Source organism: Streptomyces sp. NBC_00239, assembly GCF_036194065.1.
Classification (GTDB): domain Bacteria; phylum Actinomycetota; class Actinomycetes; order Streptomycetales; family Streptomycetaceae; genus Streptomyces.
Genome location: NZ_CP108095.1, coordinates 6,834,960 through 6,848,727 on the forward strand (window position 1 = coordinate 6,834,960; position 13,768 = coordinate 6,848,727).

The 13,768-nt window shown below is 68.6% G+C and carries 15 protein-coding genes; 10 read left to right on the plus strand and 5 right to left on the minus strand.

Going from position 1 to position 13,768, the window contains the following annotated elements:
* Positions 1–316 precede the first annotated feature (316 nt).
* The gene (locus tag OG764_RS30270; RefSeq protein WP_033215559.1) at positions 317–649 is read right to left on the minus strand and encodes a cupin domain-containing protein; all 333 of its coding nucleotides are present in this window, start codon (positions 647–649) and stop codon (positions 317–319) included.
* A 491-nt stretch (positions 650–1,140) separates the two neighbouring features.
* Between OG764_RS30270 and OG764_RS30275 the strand changes: the two genes are divergently transcribed.
* From OG764_RS30275 to OG764_RS30285, 3 genes are all read left to right on the plus strand, one after another.
* Complete coding sequence (locus OG764_RS30275; RefSeq protein ID WP_033215561.1) at positions 1,141–2,121, plus strand: Acg family FMN-binding oxidoreductase; 981 nt, start codon at positions 1,141–1,143, stop codon at positions 2,119–2,121.
* 270 nt (positions 2,122–2,391) lie between these two features.
* On the plus strand, positions 2,392–3,579 hold the full coding sequence (locus OG764_RS30280; protein WP_266355116.1) for an MFS transporter: 1,188 nt from the start codon (positions 2,392–2,394) through the stop codon (positions 3,577–3,579).
* 14 nt (positions 3,580–3,593) lie between these two features.
* Complete coding sequence (locus OG764_RS30285) at positions 3,594–4,067, plus strand: hemerythrin domain-containing protein (RefSeq protein WP_033215563.1); 474 nt, start codon at positions 3,594–3,596, stop codon at positions 4,065–4,067.
* 108 nt (positions 4,068–4,175) lie between these two features.
* On the opposite strand, the gene OG764_RS30290 is transcribed toward OG764_RS30285, so the two are convergent.
* Both OG764_RS30290 and OG764_RS30295 read right to left on the minus strand, forming a co-directional pair.
* Entirely contained in the window at positions 4,176–4,550 is a 375-nt protein-coding gene (locus tag OG764_RS30290) for a hypothetical protein (RefSeq protein ID WP_266354791.1), read from the minus strand.
* Positions 4,551–5,266: 716 nt separating this feature from the next.
* A complete protein-coding gene (locus OG764_RS30295; RefSeq protein ID WP_033215571.1) occupies positions 5,267–5,806 on the minus strand; it encodes a DUF2231 domain-containing protein in 540 nt (179 codons plus the stop codon).
* A 179-nt stretch (positions 5,807–5,985) separates the two neighbouring features.
* On the opposite strand from OG764_RS30295, the gene OG764_RS30300 reads away from it, so the two are divergent.
* The 3 genes from OG764_RS30300 to OG764_RS30310 all read left to right on the plus strand — a co-directional run bounded on the left by OG764_RS30300 (position 5,986) and on the right by OG764_RS30310 (position 9,335).
* Complete coding sequence (locus tag OG764_RS30300; protein ID WP_328971564.1) at positions 5,986–6,783, plus strand: helix-turn-helix transcriptional regulator; 798 nt, start codon at positions 5,986–5,988, stop codon at positions 6,781–6,783.
* On the plus strand, positions 6,780–7,895 hold the full coding sequence (gene tal / locus OG764_RS30305; protein ID WP_033215827.1) for a transaldolase: 1,116 nt from the start codon (positions 6,780–6,782) through the stop codon (positions 7,893–7,895). Before OG764_RS30300 ends, tal begins: the two co-directional genes overlap by 4 nt.
* 189 nt (positions 7,896–8,084) lie before the next feature.
* On the plus strand, positions 8,085–9,335 hold the full coding sequence (locus OG764_RS30310; RefSeq protein WP_033215573.1) for an NAD(P)/FAD-dependent oxidoreductase: 1,251 nt from the start codon (positions 8,085–8,087) through the stop codon (positions 9,333–9,335).
* A gap of 90 nt (positions 9,336–9,425) precedes the next feature.
* On the opposite strand, the gene OG764_RS30315 is transcribed toward OG764_RS30310, so the two are convergent.
* Positions 9,426–9,914, minus strand: a complete 489-nt coding sequence (locus OG764_RS30315) for a beta-class carbonic anhydrase (RefSeq protein ID WP_033215575.1) — start codon at positions 9,912–9,914, stop codon at positions 9,426–9,428.
* Between the two features lie 584 nt (positions 9,915–10,498).
* Here OG764_RS30315 and OG764_RS30320 point away from each other — a divergent pair.
* Positions 10,499–10,687, plus strand: coding sequence for a hypothetical protein (locus tag OG764_RS30320; protein ID WP_033215577.1), 189 nt, complete (start codon positions 10,499–10,501; stop codon positions 10,685–10,687).
* Entirely contained in the window at positions 10,684–11,589 is a 906-nt protein-coding gene (locus OG764_RS30325) for a universal stress protein (protein WP_244290654.1), read from the plus strand. Before OG764_RS30320 ends, OG764_RS30325 begins: the two co-directional genes overlap by 4 nt.
* A 73-nt stretch (positions 11,590–11,662) precedes the next feature.
* Here the strand turns inward: OG764_RS30325 and OG764_RS30330 are convergent, their stop codons facing one another.
* Entirely contained in the window at positions 11,663–12,427 is a 765-nt protein-coding gene (locus OG764_RS30330; protein ID WP_051762618.1) for a uracil-DNA glycosylase, read from the minus strand.
* 276 nt (positions 12,428–12,703) lie between these two features.
* Here OG764_RS30330 and OG764_RS30335 point away from each other — a divergent pair, with 276 nt between their 5' ends.
* The gene (locus tag OG764_RS30335) at positions 12,704–13,231 is read left to right on the plus strand and encodes a DUF488 domain-containing protein (protein ID WP_033215580.1); all 528 of its coding nucleotides are present in this window, start codon (positions 12,704–12,706) and stop codon (positions 13,229–13,231) included.
* A 7-nt stretch (positions 13,232–13,238) separates the two neighbouring features.
* Positions 13,239–13,514 carry an MGMT family protein gene (locus OG764_RS30340; RefSeq protein WP_033215581.1) on the plus strand — a complete coding sequence of 92 codons (276 nt, stop codon included), beginning with the start codon at positions 13,239–13,241 and terminating at the stop codon, positions 13,512–13,514.
* The last annotated feature ends 254 nt before the right edge of the window (positions 13,515–13,768 follow it).

A 13,768-nucleotide genomic window follows, 5' to 3' on the forward strand; every position in this document is an offset into this window, starting at 1 on the left:
GGTAAAAGGGGACAACGATCGAAATATCGGCCGATGCGAAACCCGCGGTGACCGCGCACAACAACGGCCGAACACGCACGGGCCAACCCATCCCAGGGACAACGATGGCCGGCGGAGGCGTCCCTGCACCCTTCACCGACTCCGGTATGCCACCGACCGGTCACGCACCGCACCGCGATGCGTGTCGGTGGGCTTATCGGAGCACACGAGGGGGGAGCTTGCCGAGCGATGTGAGCGAAGCGTGTGGCTCAGCGCTCAAGGTGCGGACAGCCGCGCCAGGCAGCGCGTTCAGCGACTCTCGGGACCGGCGCCGAGGTCATTGATGCTTTGCAACGGTGAGCAGAACCGCGGATCGCTCCAGTGCCTCAAGACTGTGCCGAACCGGCGGTACTACGATCATGTCACCGGCCATCCCGTCCCACGATGCATCGGTGCTGTGCAAGCGCACCCGTCCGCGCAGAACGAGCAGTGTGGCTTCGCCGGGGTTTTCGTGTTCGGTGAGTGACCTCCCCGCCTCCAGGGCCACGACAGTCTGGCGCAGTACGTGCTCGGCGCCGCCGTAGACGGTCTCCGCGCTACGCCCGGAGGCAGCTGCTGCGGCATGCTGCACGTGCTCGCGGACTTTGGCATCCAGAGAGAACTTCTGCATGGGCCGAGTCTGTCACTCATTCAGTGATCGTCAATGCCCGGCACGACGGCGCCGTTGCGCCGGCGCCGTCCGAGGCCCCGGGGTGCTGGCGGCGCGGTGTCGGTTCAGGTGCCGCTGCGATGCCGGCCTCCGGGTGGCCGCGAAGAGTCTCACCGCAGTCCGTCGTACAGGCGGCGACGGAGCGGCATGAGTACCTGGATGCCGGCTACGCGCGCCAGGTCCTGCAGCAAGGTGCGGATGCGTTGATCGTTGCCGACAGGGGCGGGGCCGTCACGATCGCCTCGATCAGTTCGCTCACTGCGGCGGGCTCCTGTGGCGGGGGCAGCCGGCGCAACAGCACCCCGGTCGGGCATCTCGCAGGTCTCTCGCATCGGTTCTTTTGTCATGCCCGGTCCAACGAGGGCGTTTGCCTTTCGGTAGCTCCGCCCTACGGTGGGTAGGAGACGCTCCGAGGCGTTGGAGTGCGGTGGGTTCTCAGCGGAGGTGTTCCGATGCGGCATGTCGATCCCGGACGGGTGACGGGCCTGGTCGAGGACGCCACGGCGGCTCCGTCGATGCATAATGCGCAGCCGTGGCGGTTTCGCTGGCTTTCGAAACGTCATGTGTTGGAGCTCCGTGCCGATACAGCACGGGCGATGCCGCACGCGGACCCGGACAACAGAGCCCTGCACCTGGGCTGTGGTGCGGCTTTGTTCAATCTGCGGGTCTCCGCAGCACATGCCGGTCTCGAGCCGGTCTGCCGGCTGCTGCCCGATCCGGCTGAGGGACTCCTGGTCGCCACGGTGCGCCTTGACGAACCAGTCGTCGCCAGCGCCGTCCTGAGCGCGCTGCGCCCGGCCATCCGCCGCCGCCACACCAGCCGGGAGCCGTTCACGGAGCAGGAGATTCCAGAGACAGTGTGGCGTGAGTTGCGCGAGGCGGCCCGTGCGGAGGGCGCCGGCCTGGGCGTTCCCGATGCCTGGCACACTCAGTCGATCTTGGAACTGGTCCAGGACGCCGAGGGACGCGACAGCCTGGAGCCGGCCAACAGTGAGGAGATGGAGGGCTGGATCCGCACCGGCCCCGCCGCGTCGCTCAGCACTGACGGCGTACCGGAATACGCTTTCGGTCCCTTTCGGCATGACGGCAGGGCTCCGGTGCGTGACTTCGCCGGCCGGCATCGCGTTGCGGATCGCCCTGCGGCCACCTTCGAGAGTGCGCCGCGGCTTGTTCTGCTGGGCACGGCAGAAGATGGGCCTGCTGACTGGCTGCGGGCCGGTCAGGCCATGGAGCGTGTTCTGCTCGCGGCCACTTCCCATGGGCTGGCCACCTCTTTGACCTCTCATGCGCTGGAACGTCCTGATCTGCGGTGGAATGTGCGTGACCCTCTCACTGCCATGGGGCATGTGCAGATGGTGTTGCGGCTTGGGTACGGGCCTGGGGGTGTGCGGTCCCCCCGCCGTCCGGTGGGCGAGGTGCTCGACTTCGCGTAGGGGGACACGCAGGGCCACGATCGTTCTGTCTCTTGGTCCCGGTTGGCCGAACGGAGAGGCCGAACGGCCCTGCCACCCGGCCGGCCGGTGCCCGAACCTGGGGCTGGAGCCGCTGGTGGAAGACCAGGAGAGTGTCCCGGCCCAGGCTGTCAGCTGGTGGCAGCCGCGAGCGGGACGGAGAGGGCAGCAATGCGCCATGTGAGGGAAGGGGCGGTTGACGGGCGAGCGGACGCGGGGGGCCCGGTGCCGCCCGATGCCCGGCCGGTGGTGATGCTGGCGCTGGCCACACTGGGATTCGCCATCAACTTCTGGGCGTGGGCCCTGCTGAGTCCACTGGGGCCGCAGTTCAAGGACACGCTGCTGCTCAGCTCGTTCGAGCAGTCACTGCTGGTCGCGGTGCCGGTGGTGGTGGGGTCTTTGGGCAGGATTCCTGTGGGCGCCCTGACCGACCGGTTCGGGGGGCGGGTGATGTTCCCGCTAGTCTCTGCCGCAACGGTGGCTCCAGTGCTGTTTCTGGGGCTGGCCGGCCATTCCTCGCTCACCGCGCTGCTGGTGGGCGGGTTCTTTCTCGGAATCGGCGGCACTTCGTTCGCCGTCGGCGTGCCCTTCGTGAGCGCCTGGTTCCCGCCGGAGCGGCGTGGTCTGGTCATCGGGATCTTCGGAGCCGGCATGGGCGGCACCGCGATCAGCGCGCTCACCACGGTGCAGCTGGTCGACGCCCACGGCATGGCCAACCCCTTCCTGATCACTGCCGCCGCGCTGGCCGTCTACGCGGTGCTGGCCGCCGTGGTGCTGCGGGACGCTCCCGGGCGGACCGCGCCGAACGAGCCGCCCGGCCACCGGCTGGCCGCCACCGCCCGCCTGGGCATCACCTGGCAGGCGGGCGCCCTGTATGCGGTCGCGTTCGGCGGGTATGTAGCGTTCTCGGTATACCTGCCGACCTACCTGAAGACCGGCTACGGCCTCGGTCAGGCGGACGCGGCGAACCGCATGGCGGGGTTCGTGCTGCTGGCGGTCGCGATGCGGCCGGTGGGCGGCTGGCTGTCGGACCGCGTGGGGCCGACACCGGTGCTCGGTACGGCCATGGCGGTCGTGGCCGTCGGCGCGGCCGTACAGGCCGCCTCCCCGTCACTGGCTCCGGTGGGCAGCATCGCATTCCTGGCCATGGCCGCCGCTCTGGGAGCCGGCAGCGGTGCCACATTCGCCCTGGTCGCCCTGCTGTCTCCGGCGAACAAGGTCGGATCGGTCACCGGGATGGTCGGCGCGGCCGGCGGACTGGGCGGATTCATCCCGCCACTGGTCATGGGCACCATCTACGGCGCCACAGCCTCCTACGCCCTGGGGCTGGCCCTGCTTGCCGTCGTGGCACTAGCGGCACTCGCGTACACCGTCACCGGCGTACGCCGGGTAGCAGCCCGTCCCGCAGCGCCCGACACCGAGCCCGCACCCGTGCGGTGAGCAAAGGGATCCCCATGTGTGAGTACTGTGGTTGCCAGTCGATCAAGGCCATCGCCGAACTGACCGCCGAGCACGACAGCGTGGTCGATCTGATCAGCGTCGTGCGTGCTGCCCACCACGGCGCCGATGCCGCGGAGATGGCCCGGGTGGCACGCCTGATCACTGCGATTCTCCTCCCGCACACCCAGGTGGAGGAACACGGCCTCTTCCCCGCGATGTCGGACGAGTTCCCCGAGCAGATCGCCGCGTTGGAGGACGAACACCGACGCATCGAGAAGGTCCTGGGCGAGGCCGCCGACGGCGTCCCGGCCGATCCGGGCTGGCCCAGTCGGCTGATGGAGGCACTCGCCCTGCTACGTGAGCACATCCTCAAGGAACAGGACGGGGTGTTCCCGGCGACACTGGCAATCCTCGCCCCGGAGCAGTGGGACATGGTGGACGCGGCACGCACCCGCATCACCGACGCGGCTTCCACGCCGACCCGTTAGGCGTGTTGTCCACTGCTCGGGGGCCTGCTTCCGGCAAGCCCCACAGATAAGCCCGACCCTCGCCTGGCATCCACCCGATCACCCGCACGGGTCGGCATCCGCCGCTTCTCATACCGCGCCGATTGTGCTCCAAACAGCCGAAACCGCCGAAGTGCCCGGCCCGAAAGTGCCGCGAGGTGCGGCGTCACATCGCGCGGCGAGACGGGCGGCGTAGAGCTCGAGCCGGCGGCGGAGCTTGAGGCGCCCGGCCTTCTGGTTGGTCGGGGTGAGGAACTGGCCTACCTGGTCGACCAACAGCTTCCTGTCCTGGCCGGCAAGCACCGTCGTGGCAAGAAGAGGGCAGTTGAGATGCTCGGACTGGGTGACCTCGGCCCAGACGAGGACCGCGCCGAGGGCCGGCTCCTGCCGGGCCAGGCGGCCGAGCTTGGGAATACCATTGCACAGCTCGGGCCAATCGGACGTCGGCATCCGCCAGCCGACCATGGCCCGACGTCGCGTTGCGTAGTTGACCCGGTTGGGGTTGTCGTCGAGCTTGGCGGCGATCCGTTCGAAGGACTCTCAGCCGCCGCCGACGTAGCGCAGGGCGTAGCGGGTCTTGGGGTGGTCGTGGAGTGGCTCAGCAGCTCGTTGCAGTCGCCGGTCAGCCGCCTGGACTCGCCCACGACGATCAGGCGCATCGGTGCGGCGAGCAGGCCGGCCAGCTTGGTGGTGACGTCAAGCCGTTGCGGGAGGAGGGGCCTTCGTGCCGGCGAGCCGAGCAGCAGCTGGTCGGCGACCATACGCATGGTCGGGCATCAGCACGCACAACTGCGGCTGGTACATCTGATCGAGCGCGTCGAGGACTTCCAGGGCAGCGCCGACGGCGAAGGCGTCATGGGGCGGGAGACTCGGCGGCGCTCCCGTCCGAGGCGTTCGGCCTCGGCGGCCGCGTGCGAGCGGAACAGGTCGGTCGGGGCTGCGGTGAGCTGGCCGGTCGGGGAGGCGGTGCACAGGTACCGGTCGCCGTCGTTGGCCTCAACAAGGGCCGTGCTCCTCCAAGGCAATGCAGCCCAGGACGTATGGCGCCGCTGCTCAAGACCCCCACCCCGATGTCGTCCGTGAGCGGACGCTGGAGTCGTGAGCGCCTTAGTGCGGCCATGTCCATGGGAACTCCCTGAGCGGTAGCGGTGAATATGTAGTGCGAATGCGCTCGCTGCGGGTCAGGGGCGGGCTGAGTTCCGGCGGGACGGAAGGAAGCCCTCGGCCTGCGTCGCTTCGTCGGCGACGCGGACGCCATAGCGGTAGGCGAGCTTGCCGCCCAAAAACCCCGAGACGCCGAGCACGGCCAAGGTCACGGCGTTCACTACGAGCTGCCCCGCCCCGACGCTGCCGGACGGCCCGTCCCCGGCGTGACGCCACAGGAAGCTGCCTGCGTATGACGCGGTCACCAGCAGGTTCAGCGTCATGTGGATGAGACCGGTACGAAAGGCGCGCGTGCCGGTGGGGATGGCGAACAGATCCAGGAGGCCGACCAGCGCGGCAGCCAGCGCTCCGATCACGCCCACGGCGATCAGCCACATCGCCCCGCGGGCGAGGAAGTCGGGATCGTCCACGAGGTGGGAGGCGATGTCGAAGACGAGGCTGCCCACCCACGCGCCGATCGGCACGGTGACCAGGATCGGATGGAACGGATGCCCGTACGGACCGGCGAGGGCGGCGCTGACCGGCTGTTTCGCCTGCTGGTGCGGTTCGCTCGGCATGACAGGATCCTCCTCCAGAAGATTGCACCAATCAGTATTGGATGTATTCGCGGAAGGGGGCAATCCGCCAGGCGGGGGATATGAAGCTGCTCGGTTACGGGCACGTGGATTGGAGTTATCGTTGATGTATGACCCCTGACCCGACCCCGGCTCCTCCTCAGGCCCACACCGTTTCGGGAGTGGAAGCGGTCTCGGTGCTCGGGGACGAGGTACGCCGCAGGCTGTATGGCTTCATACGGCGCGCCCACCGGCCGGTGACGCGCGAGGAGGCCGCCGCCGATGCCGGTATCTCGGCCAAGCTGGCCGCCTTCCACCTCGACAAACTGGCCGCGGCCGGGCTGCTGACATCCCGATACGACCACCCGGGCGGCATCCGCAGGGTGGGCCGCAAGCCCAAGGTGTACGAGCCGGCGGACACCGACATCCGCATCTCCATCCCCGAGCGCCGCCCCGACCTCTTGGCGGAGATCCTCATCGACGCGGTCCTCGGCCAGCAGCCGGGCGAGGACGCGCAGTCCGCTGCATTGCGCACGGCCCGCCACCGCGGTGAGGCGCTCGGGGCTGCGACACGCGCCAGCAGCCGTCCCGGCCGTCTGGGCCCCGAGCGTTCTCTCACGCTTTCGGAATCCGTGTTGGAGGAGCACGGCTTCGAGCCCGACCGGCAGGCTCCGACCGAGGTGCGGCTGCTGAACTGCCCCTTCCACCCGCTGGCCGCCCGATCGCCCGACCTGGTGTGCTCGATCAACCATGCCTTCCTCGGCGGTTTCCTCACCGGCCTTCAGGCATCTGGGATTGCCGCGGTCCTCGCCCCTTACCCGGGCCGGTGCTGTGTGGAACTTCGCGCCGCAGCTAGCGGTGCGAGCGTGCCTGGCCCTGCCAATGGGGCGTGTGTGAAGGAGGTCTGTGCTCGGTCCGCAGGGGAGCCGGGCGGTACGTGGCCGGCATCTCGCGAGACGACGCGAAGGAGAAGATCATGAGTGAGAACCTGGACCGGCTGTCCGCTGAAGGCGTGGCGGTCTGGCTGGATGATCTGAGCCGGGAGCGGCTCGCCGGTGGCGGGCTGGCCGACTTGGTGCGGGAGCAGCAGGTGGTGGGTATTACCAGCAATCCGACGATCTTCGCCAAGGCGATCCGCTCGGGTGCCCGCTACGACGAGCAGGTCGGAGATCTGGCCCGGCGCGGGGTGCGCGTGGAGGAGGCCGTCCGGCTGCTGACGGCGTTCGATGTGCGCTGGGCCTGCGACGTCCTGCGACCGGTGTACGAGGCCAGCGGCGGCGTGGACGGAAGGGTGTCGCTGGAGGTGGACCCGCGTGTCGCCCACGACACGGCGGCGACGATCGCCGAGGCACGGGCCCTGTGGTGGCTGGTGGACCGGCCGAACCTGTTCGTGAAGATCCCCGCCACCCAGCCCAGCCTGGAGGCGATCAGCACGGCGCTCGCGGAAGGCATCAGCATCAACGTGACACTGATCTTCTCCCTCGACCGCTACGACCAGGTGCTCCGCGCCTTCCTCGACGGCATGGGTCAGGCCCATGCGGCGGGTCGTGACCTGGCGTCCATCGCATCGGTGGCCTCCTTCTTCGTCAGCCGGGTGGACACCGAAATCGACAGCCGACTGGACAAGATCGGCACACCGGCCGCACTGGCCCTGCGCGGGCGGGCCGCGATCGCCAACGCGCGCCTGGCCTACCAGCACTTCGAGCAGGCCGCTGCCTCCCAGGAGTGGCAGGCGCTCGCCGCGGCTGGGATGCGCCCCCAGCGCCCGCTGTGGGCCTCCACCGGGGTGAAGGACCCCGCCTACGCCGACACCCGCTACGTCGACGAACTGGTGGCGCCCTGGGTGGTCAACACCATGCCCGAGCAGACCCTGCGCGCGGTCGCCGACCACGGCCACATCCAGGGCGACACCATCCACGGCACCTATGAGGCATCCCAGCAGGTACTCAACGACCTGGAGACGGTCGGAGTGTCCTACGACGACGTGGTGCGTGTGCTGGAGGATGAGGGCATCGCCAAGTTCACCGCCTCCGGCAATGAACTGTTCAAGCAACTGGACGCCGAAATACACGCGACACGCACCGCCGCCTGACACGGCCGTCGACGAACGGTCCCAGCACCGGCAGTCACCGGCGACAACCGATCGGCAGACACACCGGGGAACACATCAACCGCTGACAGCGCAGGGCTATCGACGACGATGGCCTGGCCACGTGCGACGAGGGCAGGGTGCGGATCACCACCCGCCCGCGGGCCGAGCCAACGCAGCAGAGGAGAGAACATGGCCGCGAACAACGCATTCGTGATCGTCGGAGCCAGCCTGGCCGGTGCGAAGGCAGCACAGACCCTCCGCGAAGAGGGCTTCGACGGCCCCGTCGTGCTGCTCGGAGACGAAAACGAGCGCCCCTACGAAAGGCCGCCGCTGTCAAAGGGCTATCTGCTGGGCAAGGACGAGCGTGACACCGTCTACGTCCACCCTCCCCAGTGGTACGCCGAGCACGACGTGGATCTGCGCCTGGGCGCCACAGTCACCGCGGTCGACCCGGCCGGACACGAGGTGACGCTCGCTGACGGCAGCCGCATCGGCTACGGAAAGTTGCTTCTGACCACGGGGTCCTCACCGCGTCGCCTGACGGTGCCCGGAGCCGACCTCGACGGAGTGCTCTACCTGCGCCGGCTCGCCGACAGCGACCGTCTCAAGCAAGCTTTCGAGTCTGCATCCCGCATCGTGGTGATCGGCGCCGGCTGGATCGGTCTGGAGACCGCGGCCGCCGCCCGCGCGGCCGGGGTGGAGGTCACGGTGCTGGAGATGGCGGAGCTGCCGCTGCTGCGCGTGCTGGGCCGCGAGGTGGCCCAGGTCTTCGCCGACCTGCACACCGATCACGGGGTGGACCTGCGCTTCGGTGTCCAGGTCGCCGAGATCACCGGCGCCGACGGCCGGGCGACCGGCGTGCTGCTGGCCGACGGCAGCCGCATCACTGCCGACGCGGTCATCGTCGGAGTCGGTATCACCCCCAACACCCAGCTCGCGGACGCCGCCGGCCTGGAGGTCGACAACGGCATCCGCGTCGACGCCCACCTGCGCACCTCACACCCGGACATCTACGCCGCAGGCGACGTCGCCAACGCCTTCCACCCGCTCCTGGGCAAGCACATCCGTGTCGAGCACTGGGCCAACGCCGTCAACCAGCCGCAGGTCGCGGCGAAGGCGATGCTCGGCCGGGACGTGGCCTACGACCGCGTTCCGTACTTCTTCACCGACCAGTACGACCTGGGCATGGAGTACACCGGCTACGTCGAACCAGGCGGCTACGACCAGGTCGTCTTCCGCGGCCGCAGGGACACCCGCGAGTTCATCGCGTTCTGGCTCTCCGACGGCAGGGTCCTCGCCGGCATGAACGTCAACGTCTGGGACGTCACCGACCCGATCCGCGCCCTCGTCACATCCGGCCAAGCAGTCGACGCAAAGGAACTCGCCGACGTGAACGTTCCGCTGACACAACTCCTCAACCACCCCGACGCGACCGGCTGAAGGTCCGCGAGGGGGCCTTACGCATCAGTTCGGAACCCCGATCCGCATCGCCACCGATCAGGCAATGCCCCGCGACTTCCCGACGGCGTGCTACTTCACTTCTTCAAGCAGTCCTGTGGCGATGTCGAGCACGAAACCGCGTACGGATTCGCGGTGGGGGAGGTAGGGGCTCGCCTTGACGCGGCTGATGGACCATCGTACGTCGACCTCCACGTCGTGAAAGGAATCTTCCGGCCAGGGGGGCCGAAGCCCCGACTCGCTGAGGATCGGCTCCTTGAGCCGATAGCCGGGGTACGTCAGCATCCGACAGTCAGTGTGGTGGATGAGCATGATCTCGTCCGTTCCCAGCAACTGTTGGCTTACGGCCAGCGAGCGGATGACGTCTTCAGTGATCACTCCCCCCGCATTGCGAATCACACTCGCTTCGCCCTCCTCCAGGCCCAGGACCGCGTAGATGTCCTGCCGCGCATCCATGCAGGCAACCACGGCCACGCGCTGGGAGGGTTCCTTCGGAAGCGGGCCGGTGTGCCGAGAGGCATAGGCCCGATTGTTCGCGAGATAGAGCTCGGTGACTGACATCTTCGCTGCCTCTCCCCATGGTCTTGGCACGATGGCCGCTGCCCCAGGATTCTCGGCTCCGCGCATCTACCCGCCCGGCGTGGAGGGCTGTGCCGGTGCTGGCCCGCGCCGGCCGTGTCACAGCCTGGGCGAGAACCACGTCTCTCCCTTCGATAGTCGCCCCGGATACGTCCGCATACGACCCGACGCTCTTGCGGGGCGGGCACCACATGCCCCGTGCCGGGCAATGCAGCAAGACGATCGGGCAGCGGGACACCGCCTGGCGACGTAGCCGGCCGGCTCGACCGTGCCCGTGGCCGCACACCGGGCGAAGCCCGTCGCTTGCGGCGCTGCCTCGAGCGGAGGAGCCTGGATAGGTGATTCGTCGGCGTGTGGCGGCCCGTGCGCCCGACGCGCCGTGACGTCGCGCGATGGGAGCGGGGTCGAGCCATCCCTAGAGGTGGCGTCAAGCCCCGATGGCCTACGTGGTCGCGGCGACCGTACCGGTCGTGCTGCTGGAGTTGACGATTGATGACCGCACGGTGCGGCTGATCCCCTGCTGATTCTGCTTCCCGCGTTCCCGGCGGTGGTCGGCACGGTGCGACATGCGACCGACTGCCTACGCGGTGGGCTGGGTGCTGATCGTCATCACTGCAGTTCCGATGTACCGGCCCCTGCCTTCGTCGTACGGCGTCGACGGCGTCGTGGACGTCATCGACCGGCTCACCTACGAGCAGGACGACATGCCACTCGTCACACCCGACACCGCAACACGGAGGAGTCCGTCAGCATGACCCGCACTCCAAACGAGATGCACACCATGAAGAACCAGGTGACTGTAGGTCTTGACGGGACACCGGAAAGCACGGCAGCCGCTCACTGGGCCGCCGGCGAGGCCGAACTCCGACACGCCCGCCTGGATCTGGTCCACGCCGAGGAATGGCTGGAACATCCACCGCTCCCCGTCACGACCACCGAGGCACAGCGCGCCTGGGCGGAGAACCTGCTGCGGGACACCGCCGACGAGCTGCGTCACGAGCACCCTGACCTCGGGGTCTCCACACGTCGCGTGGGCGGATTGCCCTCCCTGGCCCTCGCCCGCGCAGCGAAGGACTCCGACCTGCTGGCCATCGGCTCGCGCGGGCTCGGCGTCGTCGCCGGCTTCATCGTCGGATCCGTAGCCTCGGAGACCATCGCCGAGACCGAACGCCCCGTCGTGCTGGTGCGGTCCGCCGATGGGACGGGCAAGCCACCCGACGGCGGCCGCGCCAGCGGACCCGTCGTGGCAGGGCTGGACATCCGTCAGCCCTGCGACAATCTCCTCGCCTTCGCCTTCGAGGAAGCCGCCCACCGTGACACGACGCTCATCGTCGTCCACGGATGGACCCCGCCGCCGATTCTCAGCTACTCACCAGCGCTCAACCCGGGTATCCAGAGCGAGATGGCCCACGCCATCACCACCACCCTGGACGAGATGCTGAGCCCGTGGCGTGACAGGTTCACCGACGTACATGTCGAACCACGTGCCCCGATCGGTCAGGCCGCGGCCCAGATTCTCCACGCGGCGACCGACGCCGCCCTCGTCGTCGTCGGCCGACGCATCCGCCGGTCCGACTTCGGCGGCCACATCGGCCCCATCGCCCACGCGTTGATGCATCACTCCATCTCTCCGGTCGCCGTCGTCGCGCACGACTGAGGCCGACCACCAGGGCAGGAGAGTCCAATGGCCACACCACTCCCGGACGTCTCGGCGGTCGTACCGGAGGGTGTCACCCTGGGCCCGGTCGTTCGACGGGGAGGCCTGCCGTGTACGCAGCCTCGGCGAGCACCTGGCGCAGCATCGCTGGGGTCAGTCGGCCGGTGAACACGTTGCGCTGGCTCACGTGGTAGCAGCCGAACACTGTCACCTCGGCGCCCGTCGGGCCCGCCGGCGTCAATGTCGTCCGTACGCCGTGGCCGAACGCCGGGCGCGGCGGGGGCACGCTCCAGCCGGCCTCCTCCAGGGCCGAGAGGGCTGCCTGCCAGCCGAAGGTGCCCAGCACGACGACGGAGCGCAGGGTCGGTTGCATCAACTGTGCCTCCCGGACCAGCCACACGCGGCAGGTGTCCCTCTCGCCGGTCGTGGGGCGATTGGCGGGTGGAGCGCAGTGCACGGGTGCGGTGACCCTGACTCCGTACAGTTCCAGCCCGTCATCCAGGCCCGTGGCCGTTGCCTGGGAGGCCAGGCCGAGCTCGTACAGCGTCGCGTACAGAAGGTCGCCCGCCCGGTCGCCGGTGAACATCCGGCCCGTCCGATTCGCGCCGTGTGCGGCGGGCGCGAGTCCTGTGATCATCATGGCGGCGTCCGCGGGCCCGAACCCGGGTACCGGCCGCCCCCAGTATTCCCAATCAGCGAACGCGGGACGTTTGGCGAGGGCGGTCTCCTCACGCCACGCCACGAGGCGTGGGCAGGCGCGGCACCGCACCAGCCGCGTCTCCAGTTCGGTCAGCGTGCGGGCCTTGGCTGCGGCCCGCACCGGGTATTCCGTGGACAATGATCAATCCGCTTTCACAGTGACTGGTAGCGCATGGGTGAACGTCTCCGCCTTGGACAACCCCCGGCCTGTCCGAGAGCACCCTGAGCGGGGCCAGGACATCAGATACGACCGTTCCGGCGCAGGAGGCCGAGGTCCACGGGGCGCGTCGAGCCAGGTGGCGCAGTGTCCTGCCGGGTTCGTACGGTGAATAGCGAAGGGCCTGTACGGCAGTGCGGGCGAGCTGACGGCCGGCCGGTGGGGCGGGCAATCGAGTGGCGTGAGTGAGGCGGCAGGATGACGAACCGTATCTGTACGGTGGGGCATTCGACGCGCGACTTCGAGGAAGTGCTGGAGATGTTGCGGAGCAATGAGATCACCTGCCTGGTCGATGTGCGGTCGTTTCCCTCGTCGAGGAAGTTTCCGCAATGGGACCAGAACGCGGTCATTGACGCCCTCCCTCCTGATATCGGATACCGGTGGATCCCGAAGCTGGGCGGCCGGCGGCACACCCCCAAGGGCGTTCCGAGCGTGAACGGTGCCTGGCGGGTCAAAGCCTTCCGTGACTACGCCGACTACATGGCAGGCGATGCCTTCAAGGAGGGGCTGGACGAATTGCTCGAACTGGCCCACCACGAACGGCCGGCGATCATGTGTAGCGAGGCGGTGCCGTGGCGCTGTCACCGCCGACTGATCACCGATGCGCTGATCGTCAAAGGAGCCGAGGTCGTGGACATCATGTCGTCCACGACGACGAAGCCAGCGGTCCTGAACAAGAACGCGCAGGTCCACAACGGGCACCTGACCTATCCGGCGCACCCCTGAGGCCACCATGAGCATCATCGAGGAAGTCCGTGAGGTGGTCATCACCATCCCCGCTGGGTCCGCTGCCTCCTACGGTGACATCGCCACGCGGATCGGTACGACCGCACGGCAGGTAGGACGGGCGATGAGTCTGCTCGACGACGGCGTGCCGTGGTGGCGTGTCGTCCACGCCGACGGAACACCGGCCGCCTGCCACGACGGACAGGCACCAGAGCTGCTCAACCGCGAGGGGACCCCGATGCGGGGGACGCGGGTGGACATGGAGCGTGCACGACATCGGTGAGGGCCCCGGGGTGCGACCCGCTTGCACCACTCATCGGGGTGTGAGGCTCCTGCTTGGTCAGCCCTCGGGACCAGGCTCGGTCGACCAGCACTCTGGCCCCGTCGCCCTCGGCCGGAGGTCATATCCGGCAGACCGCTTTCTGACCTTCGGGCCATGGCTGGCCTCCATAAACGTGGGTGTAGGAGGGAATCACAAATAGTAGCGGGCGATGATTTCAAGCCGTGCGACTTCGTCCGGGCAGGGTAGGCCATCAC